Consider the following 23,395-nt stretch of genomic DNA (forward strand, 5'->3'; position numbering starts at 1 on the left):
CGTCTATACATCGACCCCCAGAACATCCGGCGTTTGCCATGCCAGATGCTGCCCGCCATCGACGCAGATCAGCTGCCCGGTGACCGCCTTTGCCTCCAGGAAATAGCCCAGCGCGGCGGTGATATCCTCGGGGTTCACGCCCCGCTTCAGAATCGTCCGCGCCCGCTGGTCAAAGAACTGTTCTTCGCTCTGCTCGGTACTCTTCAGCGTCGGTCCGGGGCCGATCCCGTTGACCCGCACGCGCGGGGCCAGCGCCTGCGCGGCGGTGCGCGTCATCGTCCACAGACCCGATTTCGCAATCGTGTAACTGGCGAAATAGGGCGTCAGCTTGCGCACCCGCTGGTCGATCATGTTCACCACCAGCCCCTGCGCCACCGGCTCGCCGTTCTCGTCCTTGACCGGCTCCGGCACCTGCGCCGCCAGCGCCTGCGTCAGCGCAAAGGGCGCGCGCAGGTTCGATTCCATGTGCCGGTCCCAGCTTTGCCGCGTCGCCGTCTCGTATGTCTCGTCCTCGAAAATCGACGCGTTGTTCACCAGCACATGCACCGGCCCGCCCAGCCGCGCCGCCGCCTCGGGCATCAGCGCCTGTACCGCATCCTCGTCCAGCAGGTCCGCCTGCACGGCCACGGCCCTTTGCCCCTTCGCCTCGATTTCGCCGGCAGTTTCCTCGGCCGCATCCGCCGAGCCGCCGTAATGCACGGCCACGTCATATCCCCGCGCCGCCAGGTACAGCGCCATCGCACGCCCAAGGCGCTTGCCGCCTCCGGTCACAAGGGCGCGGCGGGTCTGGGGTTGGTCGGTCATGCGGGGGCTCCGTTCAGCTCAACACGACCAAGACATAGATCACGTAAAGAACGGTCAAGGCGATGCCCCACAGCCGGTGAATGTCCCGGCCCAGGAACACGAACGGGATCAGCAGCAGCGACGCGCCCAGCATCACCCAAAGGTCGAATTGCAGGAACTCGGCGTCGACCGGGATCGTGCCGACAAAGGACGTGATCCCGATGATGGCCAGCAGGTTGAACATGTTTGACCCGATGACGTTGCCCAGCGCCACGTCGGCCTGCTTGCGCAAGGCCGCCATCACCGTCGTCGCCAGCTCAGGCAGCGAGGTGCCCAGCGCGACCAGCGTCAGGCCGATCACCGCGTCGCTGACGCCGAATTCCCGCGCGATGATCGACGCATTGTCCACCAGCAGGTCCGCGCCCAGCGGCAGCCCCACAAGGCCCAGCGCCAGAAAGACGAAGATCTGCCACCACGGCATGTCGGGGTCCGCGCCCTCGACCTCTTCTTCGTCCTCGGCCTCGGCAGCTGCCGCGGCCCCGGCCTTGCGGTGGTTGCGCGCATCCCGAAACGCATCGCCCAGCACCAGCCCAAGGCAGGCCAGCAGAACCGTCCCCGCCAGCATGTCGAACGGATCCCGGAATGCCATGCCGATGAAGATCAGCGTCGCCCCGATCATGAACAGATACGTCTTGCGCGTGTTGCACCCCGAGGTGTGCAGCGGCGCCAACAGCGCCGGCACCCCAAGCACCAGCAGGATATTGGCCGTGTTCGACCCGATCACGTTGCCCAGCGCCAGCCCCGGCTTGTTGTCCAGCACCGCGTTGACCGAGATCAGCAGTTCAGGCGCCGAGGTGCCGAAAGCCACGATGGTCAGGCTGACGATCAGCGCGGGAATGCCCACACGCAGGCTCAGGTTCACCGCGCCCTTCACAAGCGCATCGCCTGCCAGCAGCAGGATCAGCAACCCCAAGCCCGACATCAGCCATGGCCACATCAGGATTTGCCCTCCCGGCACTGGCACGGCCCCTTGCCGATGCGAAACCGCTTGCAATGCGGGCAACGGGCCGACTCCAGCTTTTTCTGTCCGGGAAAGCGCAGGCGTCCGAACATCGCCAGCACTGCGATGAAGGCCAGGAATATGAGGGCGATCTTGCTCAGCACGTCACAGGCCGAACCGGGCAAAAGCCGCGCGTTCCTCGACCGAGGCGAACGCATCCTCGACCACCGAAGACCCGAACCGCTGGAAAAAGCCCTTTTTCTTGCCGTAGGTGGCGAACCGCACCTTGTCGCCGTAAAGCTCCTTCAGCTTCGGCACCAGATGCGCCACCCCGTCGGCCAGCCCCAGCTCGACACCCCGGCCACCCAGCCAGAACTCGCCGGTAAACAGGTCGTCGTCCTCGCTCAGCCGGTCGCCCCGCCGCGCCTTGATCTGCGCGATGAAGTTTCCGTGCATCTCTTCCAGAATGCCTTTCAGACGCGCCACGTCTTCCTTCTTCTCGGGCTGGAACGGATCAAGCGTGCTCTTCGACTTGCCAGCCGTGTAGACCCGCCGTTCCACACCCTGCCGCGCCAGGAACACATGCGCGCCGAAGCCCGCCGAGATCACGCCGATGCTGCCCACGATCGAATTGTCGTCGACCCAGATATCATCCGCCGCCGAGGCCAGCCAATAGCCGCCCGACGCCGCGACGTCCTCGACGAAAGCATGAACCGGCACTTTCTTTTCCTCGGCCAGCCGCCGGATGCGTCCCGCGATCAGCGCAGATTGCACCGGCGATCCGCCAGGGCTGTTGATCAACAGCGCGACGGCCTTGGGCTTGCCGCGGCTGAACGCCTTTTCAATGGCGGGCGCCATCGCCTCGTCGCTCAGCGGCATCCGGGACCCTGCGCCAATCGCACCCGACAGGCGTATAACCGACACCAGCGGGTCGCTTTTCAAAAACGGGATAAATCGCTTCATGGAGGGGCATGTAGAATGCCCGCGCGCGACAAACAAGGTGGCGGCGCGTATCAATAGGGCCGACGGGCAAGAAAGCCACGAATACGACGCAGGGTCAGACCGCCGCCGCCCTTTCCCAGGACGTCGCCCATCCTGCGTAGGGTGGGTGAAAACCCACGCGCCTCCCGACGCCAACCCAGGCGCGCTCTCCTCAACTCTTGATCCGGTACCCCGTCTTGAAGATCCGCCAGATCAGGAACAGGCACAGCGCCGTGAACCCCGCAATCGCCAGCAGGCTCAGCCCGATGGACACGTCCGCCTGCCCGAAGAAAGCCCAGCGGAACCCCGAGATCAGGTAGACCACCGGATTGAACAGCGTCACCGTCTGCCAGAACGGCGGGAGCATCGAGATCGAGTAGAACGAGCCCCCCAGGAACACCAGCGGCGTCACGATCAGCAGCGGCACCAACTGCAACTGCTCGAAATTCTGCGCCCAGATCCCGATGATGAACCCGAACAGCGCGAAACTGATGCAGGTCAACAGCAGAAACACCACCATCGCGCCCGGATGCTGTATCTCCACGTCCACGAACAACGCCGAGGTCGCCAATATCACCACCCCGATGAACAGCGCCTTGGTGGCGGCGGCCCCCACATACCCGATCACGATCTCCAGGAAGTTCACCGGCGCCGACAGCAATTCATAGATCGTGCCGATGAACTTGGGGAAATAGATCCCGAAGGAGGCGTTTGAAATCGCCTGCGTGATCACCGACAGCATGATCAGCCCCGGCACGATGAACGCGCCGTAACTCACGCCCTCCACCTGGTCGATCCGGCTGCCGATGGCCGCGCCGAACACCACGAAGTAAAGCGAGGTCGAGATCACCGGCGACACGAAACTTTGCAGCAGGGTGCGAAAGAACCGCTGCATCTCGAACTTGTAGATCGCTGCAATGGCCAGAAAATTCATGCCGCATCCTCCTTCACCAGCCCCACGAAGATCTCTTCCAAACTCGACTGGCTGGTCTGAATATCGCGGATCACCAAGCCCGCCTCCGTCAGTTCGCGCACCAGCCGCGCAATCCCCGTCCGCTCGGCATTGGTGTCATAAGTATAGGTCAGGCTCTGGCCGTCCGGGCTCTTCCACAAGTCGTAATCCGACAGGCTCTCGGGCACCGCCTCCACCGGCTCGACCAGATCGATCCGCAAGCTCTTGCGCCCCATCCGCTGCATCAGCGCGGCCTTGTCCTCGACCAGCAGGATCTCGCCCTTGTTGATCACCGCCACCCGGTCGGCAATCGCCTCAGCCTCCTCGATGTAATGGGTGGTCAGAATGATTGTCACCCCGTCCTGCCGCAGCCCTTCGACCACCTCCCACATATCGCGGCGCAGCTCCACATCGACACCGGCGGTCGGCTCGTCCAGGAACAGAACACGCGGCTCGTGCACCAGCGCCTTGGCGATCAGCACCCGGCGCTTCATGCCGCCCGACAGTTCCTTGACCTGGTTGGTGCGCTTGTCCCACAGGCTCAGCTGCCGCAGGATCTTCTCCACCAGCGCCTCATCACGCCCCTTGCCAAAGAGGCCGCGCGAAAACCGCACCGTGTTGATCACCTTCTCGAACGGCTCCAGCGCGATCTCCTGCGGCACCAGTCCCACCAGCGACCGCGCCGCGCGATACTCCTCGGCGATATCATGCCCGCCGACGCGCGCCGTCCCGCCCGTGGGCGTCGTGATCCCGCACAGCGCCGAAATCAGCGTCGTCTTTCCCGCGCCGTTGGGCCCCAACAGCGCCAGGATCTCGCCCTCGCGGATCTCCAGGTCCACGCCCTTCAAGGCCTGGAACCCGTCGTCAAAGGTCTTCTCCAGGCCGCTCACCTCGATAAACGCTGCCATGTCCCGCGCTCCTTCTTTCGTCATTCGCGGCAAAGTAATCCGGCCGCGACCCGGCGCAAGCCGGTACGGAAACACAACCCCTTGTGCATTCCTGCGCGCCGAAACCCATGCCGCCCCAAATAAAACGTATCGTTTCCACATTTTGCATTGCACGACTCGTCTCAAGCGGGAATTCTGTCCGCGGTTGGGGGCGCATGATGCATGCGCATCAAGAAAATCGCAGGACAGACATGAAACGCCTCTCTCATTTTGTCTGGCCGCTCATCATATTTGCGCTCGGTGCCTGCACCGAGTCGGTGACGCGTGCCGACAACTCCCGTATCCTTCTCATGGGCGACTCCATGATGGCCTTTCACGGCACGGCCGGGAAATCCGTCTCTCACGCCATGGAACGCCGCCTGGGCGAGCCGGTCATCGACCGCTCCGTGTCCGGCGCCCGCTTCCTCTATTCCCTGCCCATCTCGGGCGCGGCCGGCATGAACATCACGAAACAATTCCGCGCCGGCAACTGGGACTGGATCGTGATGAACGGCGGCGGCAACGACATTCTCTTCGGCTGCGGCTGCGGGCTTTGCGACCGCCGCATCGACCGGCTGATCTCCGACGACGGTACCACCGGCGTCATCCCCGGTTTCGTGTCGAAAATGCGCAAGACTGGCGCCAACGTGGTGATGGTGGGCTACCTGCACACCCCCGGCGTGCGCTCCCCCATCGAAGGCTGCGTCGACGAGGGCCGCGAGATGGACGCCCGCATGGCCCGCCTCGCCGCGCTCGACCGCGGCGTGCACTTCATCCCGATGAGCGATGTCGTCCCGCCCGGCGACCGCACCTACCACGCGGTCGACCTCATCCACCCGTCACCCAAGGGGTCCGACGCCATCGGCAGCCGCATCGCCGAACTCATCCGCCAGAACGGACCGCGCCGGAAATAAAGTGTCCCGCCTTTGGCCTGACACTTCAAATAAAGGCGGCGCGCGCGCAACGATCACGCGCCCCCTTTTCCTCTGGCCAAAAATATCCCCGCCGGAGGCTCCGACGGGGACGCAATCAACCCGACATGAAACGAACTCTCACCCCTTCGAGATCATCCGCTTCAGCCAACCTTTCTTCTCGGCCTGCTCTTCCGGCTCGTCCTCCTTCGGCCCCTCGATGACATCCTCGAGGTTGGAAAAGAACTGGTCGGCCATCTTCTTGGCAAACCCGTCCACGATCCGGCTGCCAAGCTGCGCCAGCTTGCCACCCACCTTCGCCTCCACGTCATAGCTCAGCTTCGTGCCGCCCTCGACCTCTTCCAGCCGAACATCCGCCGCGCCCTTGGCAAAGCCCGCGGCCCCGCCCTTGCCCTCGCCTTCCAGGCGCAGGCTCTCGGGCTGGGTCATCTCGCTGAACGTCACCATGCCCTTGAACGTGGCCTTCACCGGCCCGACCTTCTGTGTCACCGTCGCCTCGTACCCGTCCTGCGGGTTGCCCGTGACCTCCTGCGCGCCCGGCACGCATTCCTTCAGAACTTCGGGTTCCATCAGTGCGGCCCAGACCGTCTCCCGGTCCGCCGCGATCTCGCGCTCGCCACTCATCTGCATGACACGTCTCCTCCTTGGGTTGGCCCGATCCTACCGCACGGCCCCGAACCCTCCAAGACCGATGCGCAGTATAAATTGACAGACGCGAGGCGTCTCGCGCATCAAGACCTTAGTCGCATGGGGGACCGCACTTGCCCGGCACGCTTTGCCTCACCTTCGACGATCTGTTCGTCGCAAACTGGGTCGCCGCCCGACCCGTGTTCGACGCCCATGACGCCCGCGTCACCTTCTGCGTGTCGCACCTGCACACGGCCATGCCGGACCAGATCGAAGGCCTGCACCTCCTGCAATCCGACGGTCACGAGATCGCCTGCCACACCCGCACGCACCCGAAACTGAAATCGTACCTCGCAACCCACGGCCTCGACCACTGGCTCGAACACGAAGTAGACCTTGCCATAGCGGAACATCGCGCGGCAGGCTTCCCGGCACGCACCTTCGCCTGCCCCTTCCACGCTTCCACGCCCGAGACCCGCGCGGCCCTCGCCTCCCGCTTCGAGGTCATCCGCGCCGCCGGCCCCCGCAGCCTCGACCACACCAACCCCGCCAGCCGCATCTATTCGGAAATCCCGCCCTCCCGCTGTCTCGACAACCTCGGCTTCGCCGACATGCAGCACAAGGCCTTCCCCGGCTGGCGCCGGCAGCACCACTTGCTCGACCTCATCGCCAAGACGGACGGCCTCGCGGTCTTCACCGGCCACGACATCAGGGACCGCAAAACCGGCCCGGGATTCTACAGCAGCCAAGCCCAGATCGGCCGCCTGCTGGGCGCCGCCACCACGCGGGGCGTTGCGATCAAACCCGCGTAGGGTGGGCGAAAACCCACGCGTCCTGCACACGGCGCATCAAACGCCGTCCACCTTCCCCCTCAACGCCTTCACTTCCGCCCGCTTCTTCTTCGCTTCCACCCGCTTGCGCTTCTGGTTCTTCGACACTTTCGTCGGGATGCGCCGCTTCGGCTTTTCGCAGGCCTTGGCGATCAGTTCCGCCAGCCGCTCCCTTGCGATCTCGCGGTTGCGGGCCTGGCTGCGTTCCTCCGACACCTGCAACACCACCGCCCCGTCCTTGGTCCAGCGCCGCCCGGCCAGCCGCCGCAGCCGCCGTTTCACCGGGTCGGGCAGGTTCGGCGAGCGATCCGCCTCGAACCGCAACTCCACCGCCGAGGACACCTTGTTCACGTTCTGCCCGCCCGGTCCGGACGCGCGGGTGAACTGCTCGGTCAGCTCCCAATCCTCGATCGTGATCCTGTCGTTGATCTTCATCATGCCCTGTCAGATAGCACCGACGCGATGCCACTCAAAGCGTTTCGCCTTTGACCTGAGGAATCAGCTAAAGGCGAAACGCGTGCAACGTTTGAATGTTGCGCGGCGTTTCTCGATAAGCAGCGTTTCAGGTTTATCGCGAAACGCTTTAAATACCGACGCGATACCGACGCGCCATTTTCACACTAAAAGGGCCGCCCCAACCTCGTGGAGCGGCCCTTCTAAAAGTTTCGGAGGCGAGGTCGGTTAGGCCCTGCCAATCCGGGTGTTCACGCGCCCAAGGGCTGCCTCAGACACGAACCTCCCTGACTGTTCCGACACCTCTCTCCAATCCCTTTATAGACACTGGATCACCTCCTTTCAGTTGTTGAACTCAAAGGTAGCCTGCCACAGATTTCGCGTTTGTCAAAACAAAATCATGTGGTCCTGCCACTAAGTGACCCCACGATGATGCGAAACGGCACAAGTGCCAAAATTGCCAGCACCAGCTTCACCAGCCAGTCCGCCACCGCCAGCGACACCCAGAGCGGCACCACCGGGCCTGCACCCAAAAGCGGCAGCGCCTCGCCGGCCCAGCTCACGTCATTGCCCGGCTCCAGGAATGTCAGGCTGGCCGAAAACGCGATGGTAAAGAACAAGCCCGTGTCCACGCTGCCCCCGATCAGCGACGACACCACCGGCGCCCGCCACCAGGCACCAGCCCTGAACCGGTCGAACACCGCGATATCCAAAAGCTGCGCGGTCAGAAACGCCACGGCCGAGCCCAGCGCGATCCGCACCGTCACCAGCGGCCCGAACTCGCCCGAAATCTGCGTGCCGATGAACGAACAGATCAGCCCCACGACAAAGCCCGCCAGCACCACGCGCCGTGCCGCCGCACGGCCATAGACGCGGTTCATCACGTCCGTCACCAGGAAGGCCAGCGGATAGGTGAACGCCCCCCATGTCAGCCACTGGCCGAACAGGAACTGCACCAGGATGTTCGACGCGACGACGATCGTCGCCATCGCCAGAACACCGGGAAGGATCTTGGATGTCATGCGCACAGGCCCCCGATACGCGTCTATATCAGGGGCCTGCGCCTAGTCACTTTGCGGCAGAACCACAAGACCTTACTCCGATTGCAGCACGCCCAGGCACTGCGCCGGCAGGTCCGCCATGGTCAGCTCACGGCGCGGCTTGGGCGGCGACGCGTCGGGGTCGGGCGGCGGCGGGTTCAAAATATTCCTCTGCCACTGCCGCGCATCGGCGCAGCCATCCCCGGCGGGAGGCGCGGCCTGATCGACACAGCCCTTCGCCCCGCGCGGGCATTTCAGCCGCACGTGGAAATGATAGTGGTGCCCGTACCACGGCCGGATCTTGCGCAGCCAGCTGCGGTCGCCGGTCTCTTCCTCGCACATCCGCACCTTGGCGCCGGGAAAGACGAAAATCCGCGCCACACGCGGGTCCTTCGCCGCCGCCTTCATGATCTCGTGATGCGTGCGGTTGTAATTGTCGTTCGTATAGGCCCCGTTTGCCCGCCGCAGCGAAATCGACGACAGGCTTTCGCGCTGCGCCCGGCTGAGGTTCAGGTTGTTCGCCGGCCGCAGCCAGATATCCACGTCCAGCCCCATCTGGTGGCTGCGATGCCCGGTCAGCATCGGCCCGCCGCGCGGCTGGCTGATGTCGCCCACGTAAAGTCCGTTCCACCCCGGCTGCGTCGCGGCAAAGCGCGACAGTTTCTGCACGAAGTCGATCACCTCGGGATGGCCCCAGTTGCGGTTCCGGCTCAGGCGCATCGCCTGCCATGTCGGCCCGGTCTCGGGCAGTTGCACACCGCCCGCCACGCATCCCTTGGCATAGCCGCCAAAGGGCCGCGCGGCCTGCTGCGAGCCGCCCCGCTTGGCGCCGAACAGCTGTTTCGCCTGCACCCCGCGCATGTCTGCCGGGATGTTCTGCGTCGACAGCACCGCGGGCTGGACGCTCTCCTGTTCTGCCGTGGACCCGCCACAGCCTGCCAGCACCAGCGCCAGCAGGACCGGCTTTACGATACGGACCATGTTTCACTATCCCCTTTTGCCTGAACCCAGCGTAGCAAGATCAACCCCACGAGGAAAAGAAGAATAAGGGGCGTGACACCAATTTGCGCGCTTCCGCTGATATACGTCACCAGACCGATCAATGCGGGGGCCACGAACGCCGTTGCCCGCCCCGACAGCCCGTAAAGACCAAAGCTTTCGGTCGGCACCGCCGGGTCCGTGTGGCGCACCATCAGCGACCGGCTCGCCGATTGCAGCGTCCCGCCCAGCCCCCCGATCAGGATACCGCAGCCGAAGAACACTATGTCCGGCAGGGCCGAGCCCTCCTCCAGCGGGATGCCGAAGAACATCGTGCGGTCCATGCTGACGATGGTGATGCACACCCCGATCAGGATCCACACCGCCACCACGATCACCGGCTTCGGCCCGTATCGCTTGTCCAGCCTGCCGCCGACCCAGCTGAAGGCCGCCGCGGCAACGGCGCTGACGATCCCGAAGATCCCCACCCTCACGATCGACCAGTCCAGCACCAGCGTCGCGTAAGTGCCCCCGAAACTGTAAAGCCCGTTCAGCGCGTCGCGATAGAACATCGACGATCCCAGGTAGGCCAGCAGGCTTTTGCGGTTGGGCAGGTTCGCCACCGATTTCTTTAGCAAAGCCATCGCACCGACGAACCCCGTACCCTTGGGCGCGGTGTCCGCATCGCGCACCCACAGGAAATAGGGGATCATGAACACCACGTACCAGGCCGCGGCCAGTGGCCCGACGATGCGCTTGTCCTCGTCCTGCGCAGCATCCAGCCCCAGCGCCGGTTCCAGCCCAACGATTGTGCGTCCCCCGTCCATGGTCTGAAAGAACACCAGCATGATCGCCAGCGACGCCAGCCCGCCGAGATAGCCAAAGGCGAACCCGCTGCCCGATGTCGACCCCACGTCTTCCGCCGTCGCCACCGAGGGCAGTTGCGAATTGACGAAGATCAGCGCGTACTCCGCCCCGATAAAGCCGATCCCAAACATCACCAGCATCGCGATCATGTTCGACCCGTCCGGCGCCGTCCACCACAGGCCCGCCGCGCCGACGACATAGAGCACCGAAAAGCAAACCATCCACGGAATACGCCGCCCGGCGGAATCCGCCATCGCGCCCATGATCGGCGCACCAAAGGCGATGACCAGCCCCGACAGCGCCAGGCACCATGACCACAAGGTCTGGGCCCGCGCATCCGCCGCCTCTTCTTCCAGCCCGGTACCAAGGAAATAGTTCGAGGCGACAGCCGCAAAGAACGGCCCGAACACGAAGGTCACCAACAGGGTGTGATAGGGCTGGCTGGCCCAGTCGAAAAAGAACCAGCCCCAGATCCGCTTGCGTGCTGAAACGTCTGCCATCTTGCCCCCTCGCCTCGCCGCGATCAAACGCGGTTCGGGGTCCGGTGGCAAGCCTTTCCTTGGGCTTTCCGCGTCAGTCCTGCATCGGCGGCCAGGGCCGCTTGGCATCCGCCTCGATCCACGCGGTCACCCACTCGGGCGCCTCGGGCCGCTCCACCGTCTTGCCCAGCGCCGCCATCACCGTCTCGGGCGGCACAATCCCGTCCTTGCCCGTCACGGCCGAGCGATAGACGATGTGATTGGCGCACTCGCCATCCGCTTTCCACATCGACTGTTCCAGATAGACGAACCGCGAGTCCCACCACACCGCGCGCGACCGCATCTCCACTGTCTCGAACATCCTGATCCGGCGGCGATAGCGCACGCTCGCCCCCGCCATGGTCAGACCCCAGCGGTTCTTCCTCAGCACGCCGACCAGCCCCGCCCGCCGCGCCAGCGGGATGCGCCCCAGGTCATACAGCGTCAGCGTGCGCCCATTGTTCAACTCCATCCACAGGTCGATATCCCACGGCAAGCAGACATGCCGCGACACGTGCGTGTCGGTCGGCGCCAGCGGCGGCGAATTGCGGTGCTTATAAAGCTGCCAGAACATGCGGACGACAGGATACATCGGGCGCTCCTTTTCCCGTTGGTCTTGACGCGGGCGCGGCATACGTCAACCACAACCTCGCGTAAAGCTTGCGGAATACCGCCATGACGCTTACCTGAAGCGTGCGGCCAAAAACCTGGATCGCAGTTATTGGTCGTGCGCAGCGCGACGATTGAGTGTTGCGCGCACCCTGCCTTTATCTGATACCTCAGGTTAACGGCAGGACGCTTTATTCCGCGCAGCAAGCAAGAGGTTCTTTAGATGCAGGCAATCGCAGGTCCCATCGGGCTCATTCTGGACGTGGTGTTCTTCATCATGATCATCCACATCATCATGAGCTGGCTGGTCAATTTCCAGGTCCTGAACCTCAGCCAACAGTTCGTGGCCCAGATCTGGTACGGCCTGAACCGCCTGCTGGAGCCGATCTACGAACCCATCCGCCGCATCCTGCCCGACACCCGCCCCCTCGACCTCGCGCCTCTGGTGGCCTTCGTCGCGCTGATTTCGCTGCGCGACTTCATCCTGCCGGAACTCCTGTGCAACGGGCGCCCCTTGGGCTACTGCGGATAGACGCGCCATCGCCAGACCGGGGGCTGGCGACCTGACAGGTCTTCAGGGCACTTTATCCCTGTCGCATCCGCAGAACTTCAAATCGGCGCGCACACGTTACCCAATCGCCAGCCCGTCCGGGCGGTCTGGCGATGACGCGGCGGCCTTCGGCCTTGATTCCGCGCAACCAACGCTCATCCGGGACTTGTTTACGATTCCTTAGTGTGGGACTGTCACCCGTAAGAGCAGAAAACTAAAATCTTACAGGTTTCCCATGCAAAGCGCTGCCACGCTGCTGCAAGACGTCTTCGGATTCTCCGCTTTCCGTCCCGGCCAGGAAGAGATCGTCCAGACCGTCGCGGAAGGGTCCAACACCCTTGCCATCATGCCGACCGGCGGCGGCAAATCCCTGTGCTATCAACTCCCTGCCCTCCTGCGCGACGGCGTCACCGTCGTCATCTCCCCCCTGATCGCGCTCATGCGCGACCAGGTCCGCGCGCTCAGGGCTGCGGGGGTCGAGGCCGGCGCGCTCACCTCCGGCAATACCGAGGAAGAGACCCAGGCCGTCTGGGAGGCCCTCGACCAAGGCCGCCTCAAACTCCTCTATATCGCCCCCGAACGCCTCGCCGCCGGGTCCGCCATGGGGATGCTGCGCCGCATCGGTGTCAGCCTGATCGCGGTGGACGAGGCGCATTGCGTCAGCCAGTGGGGCCACGACTTCCGCCCCGATTACCTGCGCATCGGCGAGTTGCGCCGTGCCCTCGACGTGCCGCTGGCCGCCTTCACCGCCACCGCCGACGCCGAAACCCGCGCCGAAATCGTCGAGAAACTGTTCGAAGGCCAGCAGCCCGAAACCTTCCTGCGCGGCTTCGACCGGCCCAACATCACGCTCGCCTTCTCGGCCAAGGACAGCCCCCGCCAGCAGATCCTCAGCTTCGCCGCCGCTCGCAAAGGCCAGTCCGGCATCGTCTATTGCGGCACCCGCGCCAAGACCGAAACGCTGGCCAAGGCCCTGCGCGAGGACGGCCACAGCGCCTGTCACTATCACGGCGGCATGGACCCCGACGACCGCCGCCATGTCGAACACCGCTTCAGCACCGAGGACGGGCTGGTGGTGGTCGCCACCATCGCCTTCGGCATGGGGGTGGACAAGCCCGACATCCGCTGGGTCGCCCATGCCGACCTGCCCAAATCGATCGAGGCCTATTACCAGGAAATCGGCCGCGCCGGCCGCGACGGCGCGGCCGCCGACACGCTCACGCTCTTCGGCCCCGACGACATCCGCCTGCGCCGGTCCCAGATCGACGAGGGGCTCGCCCCGCCCGAGCGCCGCGCCGCCGATCACGCCCGCCTGAACGCCCTCCTGGGCCTTGCCGAAACCCACGCCTGCCGCCGCCAGGCGCTCTTGCGCTATTTCGGCGAGGACCCGGCCCCGTGCGACAATTGCGACACCTGCACCACACCGCCCGAAACCTTCGACGGCACGCAGGACGTGCGCAAGGCGCTCTCGGCCATCCTGCGCACGGATGAATTCTTCGGCGCGGGCCACCTGATCGACATCCTGACCGGCAACGAAACCGACAAGATCCGCGCCCGCGGCCATGACGGCCTGCCCACCTTCGGCGTCGGCCGCGACACCGACCGCCGCACGTGGCAGGGGATCTTTCGCCAGATGATGGGTCACGACCTGATCCGCCCCGATCCCGAACGCCACGGCGCCCTGCGCATGACCGAACGGGCCATCCCGATCCTGAAGGGCGAACAGGACATCACCCTGCGCCGCGACACCCTCGCGCCCAAATCCCGCCGCCCCGCCGCCAAGACGCTGGTCGCCGAAGAGGACGCGCCGCTCCTGTCGGCGCTCAAGGCCAAGCGCCGCGCGCTGGCCGAGGCCGCGAGGATGCCCGCCTACATCGTCTTCAACGACCGCACCCTGATCGAGATGGCCGAAACCCGGCCCCGCACGCTCGACGACATGGCGCGCATCTCGGGCGTCGGCTCCAAGAAGCTGGAACAATACGGCGCCGCCTTCCTGGAGGTCATCAACGGCGAGGCCGAAACGATGCACCCCACCCGCCGCAAGCTGGCAGGCCGCGAAACCGGCACGGTCTATGACCGCCTGCTCGAGGTGCAGTCCAACCTCCAACGCGGCGAGGACGGCATTGAAAAGCCGCTCTCGTGTTCCGCCAGCCTTCTGGCCCGCGTCGCCGCCTCGAAACCCCGCGACCTCGGCGACCTCGAACGCCTCTTGGGCGACAAAAGGACCGAGCGTTTCGGCCCCGCCTTTCTGGACGTTCTGCACGCGGCGGACTGAGGTGTTTCGAGGACAACATGACCAGAGTATCGCCAATGTCCCGAGAACGCCGAAGGCGTGACAGGGTATTGGCGATTCCATTTTTCCTCGAAACGCCCTAGATCCCCAGAAAGCTTAATTTCTCAAGGGTCACATATGCTCGTCGTCGTCTCGCCTGCCAAGAAAATGGACATGTCCCCGGCCGAGGGGATCCATCCCACCGGCCCCGCCTTCGCCAAGGACGCGCACGCCCTGGCCGACGTGGCCCGCGACCTTAGCCAGGCCGATCTGAAAAAGCTCATGGGCATCTCCGACGATCTCGCGAAACTCAATGCCGAGCGGTTCAGCAATTTCGGCAGCCAGGACAAGAAGCCCGCCGCGCTCGCCTTCGCCGGCGACACCTACCAGGGGCTCGAGGCCGGGTCGCTCGATGCTGACGAACTCGACTGGGCGCAGGATCACCTACGCATTCTCTCGGGTCTCTACGGCCTCTTGCGCCCGCTGGACAATATCGAACCCTACCGTCTGGAAATGGGCAGCCGCCTCAAAACCGAGCGCGGCAAATCGCTCTATGATTATTGGGGCGACCGCCTTTCAAAGGCACTGAACCGGCAGGCGAAAGAGACCGGAAGCAAGACCCTCGTCAACTGCGCCAGCCAGGAATATTTTGGCGCCGTCGACCGTGACGCGCTCAAGCTGCGGGTCATCACCCCCACCTTCCTCGACACCAAGAACGGCGAGGCCAAGGTCATCAGCTTCTTTGCCAAGAAGGCCCGCGGCGCCATGGCCCGCTTCATCGTGCAGAACCGCCTGACCGATCCCGACGCGATCAAGGAATTCGATTCCGGCGGCTACCGCTATGATGCCTCGCGCTCGACCGAGGATGAACCGGCGTTCATCCGCGGCGAGCAGTAGGGCACTCTGCGCAAGTCATACGCAGGTCTATCTGCGCATCGGTTGTCGTGAGGGAGGCGACGGCTTTGCGGACGAAGTGGACGTTATTTTCTGACGGTGAGGAGACGCGCATCGACGGGCCGTGGTGCGGCGAACCGACGATGGTGATGGGCAATTTATGCCTGCCAAGCACATCCAATCTGAGAGCTTGGCACTTCACCTGCCAAATCGCCGTGCCGGGGGACGGCCCGGCGATGCGCGGCGGGCTTCGCCCTTGTTCCGCGCGGGCGCTTTGCGACTGTGGCGACTAAGGGCTCGAACCTGCCATCTCTGGCAGCGCAGCATCCCGCAGGTATCATCCTTCATCTTACCGCATAGCGCAAAAGACCCGCCGTCGCCTGTGCCTCCCCATCCGCCCTATGCCGCACTCTGCCCTTCCTCGGGCGGGCGCACGCTCACGGGGCAGGCCGCGATCACATGGTCGATCAGCGCCTGTTTCGACAGCGGCTTCGACAGGTAGTGATCGATCCCCGCTGACAGGATATCGTCCTCGTCGCCATCCATCGCGTGTGCCGTCATCGCCACGATGGGCACATGTACCCCGCCATCCGCTTCGATCTCGCGAATGGCGCGGGCGGCCTCCTTGCCGTCCATCTCGGGCATCGAGATGTCCATGAACACGATATCGGGCGCGAAAGACCGGAAGAACGCCACCGCCTCTTCGCCGCTCACGGCGAATTTCAGGTCGATGTCCAGCGCCTTGACCATCTTGGAAAAGACCAGCCGGTTGGTCTTGTTGTCCTCCGCCGCCAGCACGCGCATCACGCGGCTGGGCTCTTGGGGCCTCTCGGGTGCGTCCTCGCCGCCCGGCAGCGCGCCCGAAACCTGCTTCAGTGCGGCGAAAAGCTCGTTGCGGGGGACCGGTTTCTGCAACAGCGCGTCAACATAAATCCGGCCCGGGTCCTGATCCACGCTGCCGGTGTTCCCGCTCAACAGCAGGACCGGCGCCGCGTGTCCGGCGCCTTTCAGCGCCTCGGCCAGTTCGATCCCGTCCATCTGCGGCATCACGTGGTCGGTGATCACCAGGCTGACATCGTCGCCCATCACCTCCAGCGCGCGCACCCCGCTGTCGCAGCAAACGACCTCGACTCCCAGCGCCGCGAACAGCCGCTCCAGGATCGCGCGGTTCAGCGCGTTCGTCTCGACGATCAGCACCTTGCGCAACCCGTCGGGCACGCTGAAATCCTGTTCCGCGTCCGGCTCGGCCAGCGGCAGTTCCACGGCAAATCCAAAGGTCGAGCCCTGCCCCTCGACCGAGTCGACCCAGATCTCGCCGCCCATCAACTTCACCAGCTTTTCCGAGATCGCGAGGCCCAGCCCGGTGCCTTCGAACTTGCGGTTGCTCTCGTCGTCCACCTGGTTGAACTCGCCAAAGATGTGCCGGACCTTGTCGTCGTGAATCCCGATCCCGCTGTCCTCTATCGTCACGTGCAGGCGCGCCGCGCCCTCGGTGCCGGCCTCCACGCCCACGACGCGCACCATGACATGCCCCTGCTCGGTAAACTTCACCGCGTTGCCCAGCAGGTTCGTCATGATCTGCCGCAGCCGCCCCGGATCACCCACGAACCGCGTCGGCAGGAACAGGTCGTAATCCACCAGAAGGTCGATCCCCTTGTCCCGCGCATTGGCCTGCATCAGCATGATCAACTCGTGAATGCAGCGTTCCAGGTCGAACGGCTCGTCATGCAGCACCAACTTTTCCGCCTCGATCTTGGAATAATCCAACACATCGTTGATGATCACCAAGAGCGCCTCGCCCGAATTCTTGATCGTGTTGGCGTAAAGCAGCTGTTCCTCGTCCAGCTCGGTGTCCTTCAACAACTCCGCCATCCCCACCACGCCATTCATCGGCGTGCGGATCTCGTGGCTCATGTTGGCCAGGAAGGACGATTTCGCCCGGCTCGCCATCTCGGCCCTGCGCCGCGCCTCCTTAAGCCGTTCCTCATAGCGGATCGTGTCGGTGATGTTCAGCGCCAGGCTCACAACGTCGCCGGTCTGTCCGCGCTGGTCGATCAGCTTGATATAGGCCCCGTTCCACAGCCGGATGATCTCGGGCTCCGGCGCGACGGTCTGCCAGCGGTCCAGCATCTTTTCGCGCCACGCGGCGGGGTCCGCGTCTCCGATGTCGATGACACCCTCCTCGGTCACGCATTGCAGGATCTCGACATAGCTGATGCCCGGCTTGACGTCCTCCAGCCCTTCGAAAACACCCAGCCAGGCGTGGTTCGCGGCGATCATCCGGCTGTCGGCGTCGAAAAAGGCGAACCCGTCCTGGATCGTCTGGATCGAATGCCACAAGCGCCTCTCGGCGATGGCGACCTTTTCATTGGCGACGTTGAGGTCGGATTTCACCCGCGCGTTCTCGTCCCGCACGGTCTGCACCTCGGCGCGGGTCTCAACGATCTCCTCGCTCAGCGCACGGGCGTGGCGGCCCAGCTTGCGGTTAGCGGCCTGAAGCTCCGCCTGTTTCTGTTCCAGCAGACGTTCAGCGGCCAACCGGGCGCGCCGTTCCTCCGCCAGTTTGTTGGCAAGGCTCATGCCCCAACCTCCGCCGCTGCAGGTCACTCTTGGGGGCCAATATCCCTTATTATGGTGAACAAGTACTTAAATCCTGACCCTGCCCAGGCGCGGGAATCGTTGTCTTGGCGCGGGGGGCGTGGCAGCATGTCGCCATAAATTTAGGGAGGGCATCATGCTCCATCGCTTTCTCACCGCCATTTTCATCACCCTCACCGCCAGTCTCGCCGCCGGGCACGCCGCGGCCCAGGATGCCGTCCCCGACCGGCGCGAGGTCGTGACCAAGGATGTCGACTTCTTCGGCTCCGATCTCGACCCGCTCTTCGACACCACGCTCGAGGCCTGCCGCAACCTCTGCTTTTCGAACAACGCCTGCCGCGCCTATACTTTCAACACCCGCTCCAATTCCTGTTTCCCCAAAAGCGCCCTGTCAGAGACCAAACCCTACGAGGGCGCGATTTCCGCCGAGGTCTTCCACACAGACGCCCGCGTCCTGAATGACGCGCCCGCCCGCACCGCCGATCTGGATTTCCTCAACCCCGGCGATCTGAACCAGGCGCGCGACCAAGCCACCGGCATCGGCGCGCGCCATCCCGGCGGGCAATGGGACGTCCCCGCCATGGTCAACGCCGCGCAGGACCGCATCGCGCAGCAGGATTACCTGAATGCCATGCGCTGGATGGGTGCCGCCGTGGCCCGCTCGGACGCCGCCGACCAGTGGGCGGAATATGCCCGCCTGTCGCTGCTGATCCCGACACAGAACAACTCCGAGAAACGCAATTACGCCACCCGCGCCTTCCAGGCCGCGACCAACGCCTACCTCCGCGCGCCCAGCGATCCGGTGCGGATCAACGCCCTTCTGATCATGAGCGAGTCCTTGGAAGCACTGGGACGCGAACGCGATATCGTGCCCACCCTGCGCCTGGCCGAATCGATCCAGCCGCGCGACGACGTCATGACCGCGCTCGATGCCGCCATCGCCAAGTACGGCTTTCGCATCACCGATCACCGCGCCGACAGCGACAGCGCCCAGCCGCGCCTCTGCGCCGAGTTCTCCGAACCGCTGGTCGAGGCGGGCACCGATTACACGCCCTTCGTCCGCCTGCCCGATCCCGGCCTCGTGGTGCAGCCCGACGGGAACCAGATCTGCATCGCCGGCGTCCAGCATGGCGAGCGCTACCGCGTCACCTTCCGGGAAGGCCTGCCCGCCGCCAGCGGCGAGACACTTCAGCGCGACACCGAGATCACGCTTTACGTGCGCGACCGCTCCCCGCGCGTCAGCTTTCCGGGCCGGGCCTACATCCTGCCCAAGGCCGCCGACACCGCCCTGCCGATCGAGACCGTCAACCTCGACGAGGTCGAACTGCTCCTGCGCCGCGTCTCCGACCGAAACCTTTTGCGCACCATGCAGGAGGACTATTTCGGCCGCCCTCTCAGTCAGTACCAGGAACGTCAGTTCAACGCCGAGATCGCCGAGGAGGTCTGGACCGGCACCGGCGAGGTGCAAAACACGCTCAACCGCAACATGATCACCCGCCTGCCGCTGGGCGAGGTGCTGGCCGACCAGCCTCCGGGCATCTACGCCCTGACCGCCAGCATCGAAGGCGCCGACAGCTACGACAACCCCGGCGCCACGCAATGGTTCGTTCTGACCGACCTTGGCCTGACCACGTTCAAGGGTAATGACGGCCTGCATGTTTTCGTGCGCGGGCTGGCCGATGCCCAGGCGGAATCCGGCGTCGAACTGTCCCTGCTGTCGCGCTCCAACCGCGTTCTGGGTACGGCCACGACCGACGCCCAGGGCCACGCGCTCTTTGCCCCCGGGCTGACCCGTGGTACCTCCGGCGCCGCCCCGGCTCTGGTGCTGGCCAAGGCGGGCGACGACGACATGGCCTTCCTGTCGCTCACCGACCCCGCCTTTGACCTCTCGGACCGCGGCGTCGAGGGCCGTCCGCCCGCGCCCCCGATCGACATTTTCCTCGCCACCGATCGCGGTGCTTACCGCCCGGGCGAGGTGATCCACGCCACCGCGCTGGCGCGCGACAACGTGGCCGAGGCGATCCCCGGCCTGCCCCTGACGGCCATCCTGCGCCGCCCCGACGGCGTGGAATATTCCCGCCAGCTATCCGGCGACGACGACGCGGGTGGCCATGTCTTCACCCTGCCCGTCGGCACCACCGTCCCCACCGGCAGCTGGACACTCGACATCTTCTCGGACCCCGAGGACGAACCGCTGGTCAGCCGTACCCTGCTGGTCGAGGACTTCCTGCCCGAGCGCATCGACTTCGACCTGTCACTGCCCGAGGGCCCCATCCGCCCCGGCGACACGCCGCCGCTGACCATCGACGCACGCTACCTCTTCGGCGCGCCCGGTGCCGGGCTGGTGGCGGACGGGAACGTGCGCCTCACGGCCCGCACCACGCTCGACGCCTTCCCCGGCTACAATTTCGGCCGTCACGACGAACGGGTCGGCGCGCGCATCACCTACCTGCCCGGAGGCAAGACCGGCGCGGATGGCCAGCTTCAGATGGCCGCCGAAATGCCCGAATTCGATGTCACCGATCGCCCGTTCGAGGCCGACATCACCGTCACCCTGCAAGAAGGCTCCGGCCGCCCGGTCGAACGCAGGCTCAACCGCATGCTCGCCCCCGCCGGCCCCATGATCGGCATCAAGCCCATGGCCGACGGCGTCGTCGCCGAGGGCACCGAGGCAAGTTTTCAGATCATCGGCATCTCACCAGACCTCACGCCCGTCCCGATGGACGTGAAATGGACCGTCAACCGCATCACCACGCGTTACCAATGGTACCAGGATTACGGCTCGTGGAACTGGGAGCCGATCACGACGCGCGAACAGGTCGCCACCGGCGACGCCACGCTGGGGTCCGATCCCGTGACCGTCTCCGCCCCCGTCGAATGGGGCCACTATGAACTGGTCGTCGAACGCACCGGCGGCGATTACGTGTCGTCCTCCACCGATTTCTACGCCGGCTGGTACGCCCCCGCCGACGCCAGCGACACGCCCGACACGCTGGAGCTGTCACTGGACCAACCCGAATACACCCCCGGCGACACCGCGCAACTGCGCGTCGTGCCCCGCTACGCCGGCACCGCGCTGATCACCGTCATGTCCAACCACGTCATCGAACGCCAGGCGGTCGAGGTCACCGAGGGCGAGAACACCATCCCGCTTTCCATCACCGAAGACTGGGGCGCGGGCGCTTATGTCACCGCGCAAGTGATCCGCCCGATGAACGTCAGCGCCGGCCAGAACCCGGCCCGCTCGCTCGGCCTCAGCTACGCCAAGATCGCCCCGGGCGACAAACAGCTCGCCGTCTCCATAGACGCCCCCGACACGGCCGCCCCGCGCGGGCCGCTGGACGTCACCGTCAACGTCGACGGGCTGGCGGAGGGTCAGAGCGGCTTCGTCACCCTCGCCGCCGTGGACGTGGGCGTGCTCAACATCACAGGCTTCCAGTCGCCCGACCCGTCCGGGCACTACTTCGGCCAGCGCCGCCTCGGCGTGGAAATCCGCGACCTCTATGGCCGCCTCATCGACGGCATGAACGGCGCGCAGGGTCAGGTTCGCTCCGGCGGTGACGCGGGCAATCCGATGTCCGGCACCCAGCCGCCGCCCACCGAGGACCTCGTCGCCTATTTCACCGGCCCGCTGGAAATCGGCCCCGATGGCACCGCGCAGGCCAGCTTCGACATGCCCGATTTCAACGGCACCGTCCGCTTCATGGCCGTCGCATGGTCCCCCACCGCCGTGGGCCAGGCCGAGGACGAGACCATCGTACGCGACCCCGTCGTCGTCACCGCCTCGCTGCCGCGCTTCCTCGCCCCCGACGACGAAAGCCGCCTTCTGCTTGAGATTCAACACACCGAAGGGCCGACCGGCCGCATGGGCCTCGATGTATCCAGCACCGGCCTCACTTTGGGCGGCACCATCCCTTCCGGCCTCGAACTGGGCGAACAGGAAAAAACCACGCTCTCCCTGCCCATTACGGCGGGCGACGTGGGCGACGCCACCCTGCGCATCGCGCTCACCACGCCCGACGGCAAGCAACTGACCAAGGAGATGCCGCTGGGCATCCGCTCCAACGATCCGGTCATCGCCACCACCCGCCGCTTCTCGCTCGGCGCGGGCGACAGCTTCACGCTGGGCGACGACGTCTTCGCCGACCTGCGCCCCGACACGGCCAGCGCCATCCTCGCCGCCGGGCCCTTGGCGAAACTCGACGCGCCCCGTCTTCTGGCCGCGCTCGACCGTTACCCCTATGGCTGCACCGAGCAGGTGGTCAGCCGCGCCATGCCGCTGCTCTACTTCAACCAGGTGGCCGCCGCGATGGGCCTCGCCTCCGAGGCGCAGGCACAGGAACGCATCGACCAATCCATCGCCCGCATCCTCACCCGCCAATCCTCCGGCGGCAGCTTCGGCCTCTGGCGGGCCAGCTCGGGTGATTTCTGGCTCGACGCCTATGTCGCCGACTTCCTGTCGCGCGCCAAGGCCGAAGGCTTCGACGTCCCCGACACCGCCTACACCATGGCGATGGACAACCTGCGCAACCGCATCAACTACGCCCCCGACTTCGATCAGGGGGGCGAAGACATCGCCTACGCCCTCATGGTCCTCGCCCGCGAAGGCGCGGCCCGCATGGGCGACCTGCGCTATTACTCGGACGTCAAGGCACAGGCGTTCGCCACGCCCCTCGCACAAGCACAACTCGGCGCCGCCCTTGCCTTCTACGGCGACCAGACCCGCGCCGACCGCATGTTCGCCGCCGCGCAACAAAGCATCAACCAGACCTCCGGCGACGAAGGCCAGGTCTGGCGGGCGGACTATGGTACCCGCCTGCGCGACCGCGCCGGCGTGCTGACCCTTGCGACCGAGGCGGGCAGCACTGCCGTCAACGCCGACGCCCTGGCCAGCGCCATCACCGCCGAGGGCCCGCACATGTCGACACAGGAACAGGCGTGGTCCCTTCTGGCCGCCCGCGCCCTGCTCAGCGACCCGTCCGTCTCGGGCCTCTCGCTCGACGGCGAACCTGTCTCGGGCCCCTTCGTGCGCAACATCTCCGCCACGTCGCTCACGCCGCAGACCCTCACCAACACCGGCGCGAACGCCACCGACATCACGCTCACCACCCTCGGCGTGCCGCGGACGCCGCCCGAGGCCGGCGGCTACGGCTACGCCATCGAGCGCAGCTATTTCGACATGGACGGCACGCCGGTGGACCTGTCGACAGTGCCCACCGGCACCCGCCTCGTCACCGTGCTGACGGTCCGCCCGTTCGAGAAGGGCGAGGCGCGGCTGATCATCGACGATCCCCTGCCCGCCGGGCTGGAAATCGACAACCCGAACCTCCTGCGCTCGGGCCAGGTGAGCGCCCTCGACTGGCTCGACCCGGCCACTACTGAGCATTCCGAGTTCCGCGCCGACCGCTTCATCGCCGCCGTCGACTGGCGTTCGGACGATGCCTTCCGCCTCGCCTATATCGTCCGCGCGATCAGCCCTGGCAGCTACCACCACCCGGCGGCCTCGGTCGAGGACATGTACCGCCCGCAATACCGCGCGCGCTCGGCCACAGGGCGGATGACGGTCACCGCGGAATGACAGGCCA

General features: G+C 65.4%; 19 protein-coding genes. 6 read left to right on the plus strand and 13 right to left on the minus strand.

All coding sequences use genetic code 11. The features are described 5' to 3' along the window. Positions 1-3: 3 nt before the first annotated feature. The 6 genes from C2I35_RS13180 to C2I35_RS13200 all read right to left on the minus strand — a co-directional run bounded on the left by C2I35_RS13180 (position 4) and on the right by C2I35_RS13200 (position 4,624). Positions 4-804, minus strand: a complete 801-nt coding sequence (locus tag C2I35_RS13180; protein ID WP_103763534.1) for an SDR family oxidoreductase — start codon at positions 802-804, stop codon at positions 4-6. Between the two features lie 13 nt (positions 805-817). Continuing rightward, positions 818-1,780 carry a calcium/sodium antiporter gene (locus tag C2I35_RS13185; protein WP_103763535.1) on the minus strand — a complete coding sequence of 321 codons (963 nt, stop codon included), beginning with the start codon at positions 1,778-1,780 and terminating at the stop codon, positions 818-820. After that, the gene (locus C2I35_RS22175) at positions 1,780-1,947 is read right to left on the minus strand and encodes a hypothetical protein (protein ID WP_172977391.1); all 168 of its coding nucleotides are present in this window, start codon (positions 1,945-1,947) and stop codon (positions 1,780-1,782) included. The genes C2I35_RS13185 and C2I35_RS22175 overlap by 1 nt, the downstream gene beginning before the upstream one ends. A gap of 1 nt (position 1,948) precedes the next feature. Further along, positions 1,949-2,746: a S49 family peptidase gene (locus tag C2I35_RS13190; protein ID WP_103763536.1), complete on the minus strand. Its 798-nt coding sequence runs from the start codon at positions 2,744-2,746 to the stop codon at positions 1,949-1,951. Positions 2,747-2,936: 190 nt separating this feature from the next. After that, positions 2,937-3,698, minus strand: coding sequence for an ABC transporter permease (locus C2I35_RS13195; RefSeq protein ID WP_103763537.1), 762 nt, complete (start codon positions 3,696-3,698; stop codon positions 2,937-2,939). Beyond that, positions 3,695-4,624 (minus strand): ABC transporter ATP-binding protein, encoded by a 930-nt coding sequence (locus C2I35_RS13200; protein ID WP_103763682.1) that lies wholly within the window; start codon positions 4,622-4,624, stop codon positions 3,695-3,697. Before C2I35_RS13200 ends, C2I35_RS13195 begins: the two co-directional genes overlap by 4 nt. A gap of 230 nt (positions 4,625-4,854) precedes the next feature. Here C2I35_RS13200 and C2I35_RS13205 point away from each other — a divergent pair, with 230 nt between their 5' ends. Further along, the gene (locus C2I35_RS13205) at positions 4,855-5,556 is read left to right on the plus strand and encodes an SGNH/GDSL hydrolase family protein (protein WP_245890490.1); all 702 of its coding nucleotides are present in this window, start codon (positions 4,855-4,857) and stop codon (positions 5,554-5,556) included. A gap of 138 nt (positions 5,557-5,694) precedes the next feature. Here the strand turns inward: C2I35_RS13205 and C2I35_RS13210 are convergent, their stop codons facing one another. Further along, positions 5,695-6,204, minus strand: coding sequence for an SRPBCC family protein (locus C2I35_RS13210; RefSeq protein WP_103763538.1), 510 nt, complete (start codon positions 6,202-6,204; stop codon positions 5,695-5,697). Positions 6,205-6,335: 131 nt separating this feature from the next. On the opposite strand from C2I35_RS13210, the gene C2I35_RS13215 reads away from it, so the two are divergent. Then, complete coding sequence (locus tag C2I35_RS13215; protein ID WP_103763539.1) at positions 6,336-7,013, plus strand: polysaccharide deacetylase family protein; 678 nt, start codon at positions 6,336-6,338, stop codon at positions 7,011-7,013. 36 nt (positions 7,014-7,049) lie between these two features. On the opposite strand, the gene arfB is transcribed toward C2I35_RS13215, so the two are convergent. The 5 genes from arfB to C2I35_RS13240 form a co-directional block, all read right to left on the minus strand. Next, positions 7,050-7,469 carry an alternative ribosome rescue aminoacyl-tRNA hydrolase ArfB gene (arfB, locus tag C2I35_RS13220; protein WP_103763540.1) on the minus strand — a complete coding sequence of 140 codons (420 nt, stop codon included), beginning with the start codon at positions 7,467-7,469 and terminating at the stop codon, positions 7,050-7,052. 413 nt (positions 7,470-7,882) lie between these two features. Beyond that, complete coding sequence (locus C2I35_RS13225; protein ID WP_103763541.1) at positions 7,883-8,506, minus strand: queuosine precursor transporter; 624 nt, start codon at positions 8,504-8,506, stop codon at positions 7,883-7,885. 72 nt (positions 8,507-8,578) lie between these two features. Further along, a complete protein-coding gene (gene mepA / locus C2I35_RS13230) occupies positions 8,579-9,505 on the minus strand; it encodes a penicillin-insensitive murein endopeptidase (protein ID WP_103763542.1) in 927 nt (308 codons plus the stop codon). Further along, positions 9,490-10,869: an MFS transporter gene (locus tag C2I35_RS13235; protein WP_103763543.1), complete on the minus strand. Its 1,380-nt coding sequence runs from the start codon at positions 10,867-10,869 to the stop codon at positions 9,490-9,492. Before C2I35_RS13235 ends, mepA begins: the two co-directional genes overlap by 16 nt. Before the next feature lie 73 nt (positions 10,870-10,942). Continuing rightward, positions 10,943-11,479, minus strand: a complete 537-nt coding sequence (locus C2I35_RS13240; protein WP_103763684.1) for an acyl-CoA thioesterase — start codon at positions 11,477-11,479, stop codon at positions 10,943-10,945. A 240-nt stretch (positions 11,480-11,719) separates the two neighbouring features. Here C2I35_RS13240 and C2I35_RS13245 point away from each other — a divergent pair, with 240 nt between their 5' ends. From C2I35_RS13245 to yaaA, 3 genes are all read left to right on the plus strand, one after another. Then, the gene (locus C2I35_RS13245) at positions 11,720-12,028 is read left to right on the plus strand and encodes a YggT family protein (protein ID WP_103763544.1); all 309 of its coding nucleotides are present in this window, start codon (positions 11,720-11,722) and stop codon (positions 12,026-12,028) included. A gap of 253 nt (positions 12,029-12,281) precedes the next feature. Next, positions 12,282-14,321, plus strand: coding sequence for a DNA helicase RecQ (gene recQ, locus C2I35_RS13250; protein ID WP_103763545.1), 2,040 nt, complete (start codon positions 12,282-12,284; stop codon positions 14,319-14,321). A gap of 135 nt (positions 14,322-14,456) precedes the next feature. After that, a complete protein-coding gene (yaaA, locus tag C2I35_RS13255; RefSeq protein WP_103763546.1) occupies positions 14,457-15,215 on the plus strand; it encodes a peroxide stress protein YaaA in 759 nt (252 codons plus the stop codon). Between the two features lie 396 nt (positions 15,216-15,611). Here the strand turns inward: yaaA and C2I35_RS13260 are convergent, their stop codons facing one another. After that, positions 15,612-17,792, minus strand: a complete 2,181-nt coding sequence (locus C2I35_RS13260) for a response regulator (protein WP_103763547.1) — start codon at positions 17,790-17,792, stop codon at positions 15,612-15,614. 154 nt (positions 17,793-17,946) lie between these two features. On the opposite strand from C2I35_RS13260, the gene C2I35_RS13265 reads away from it, so the two are divergent. After that, positions 17,947-23,388, plus strand: coding sequence for an alpha-2-macroglobulin family protein (locus tag C2I35_RS13265; RefSeq protein ID WP_103763548.1), 5,442 nt, complete (start codon positions 17,947-17,949; stop codon positions 23,386-23,388). The last annotated feature ends 7 nt before the right edge of the window (positions 23,389-23,395 follow it).

It is taken from the genome of Roseovarius confluentis, assembly GCF_002917925.1.
In the GTDB taxonomy this organism is placed as follows: Bacteria; Pseudomonadota; Alphaproteobacteria; order Rhodobacterales; family Rhodobacteraceae; genus Roseovarius; species Roseovarius confluentis.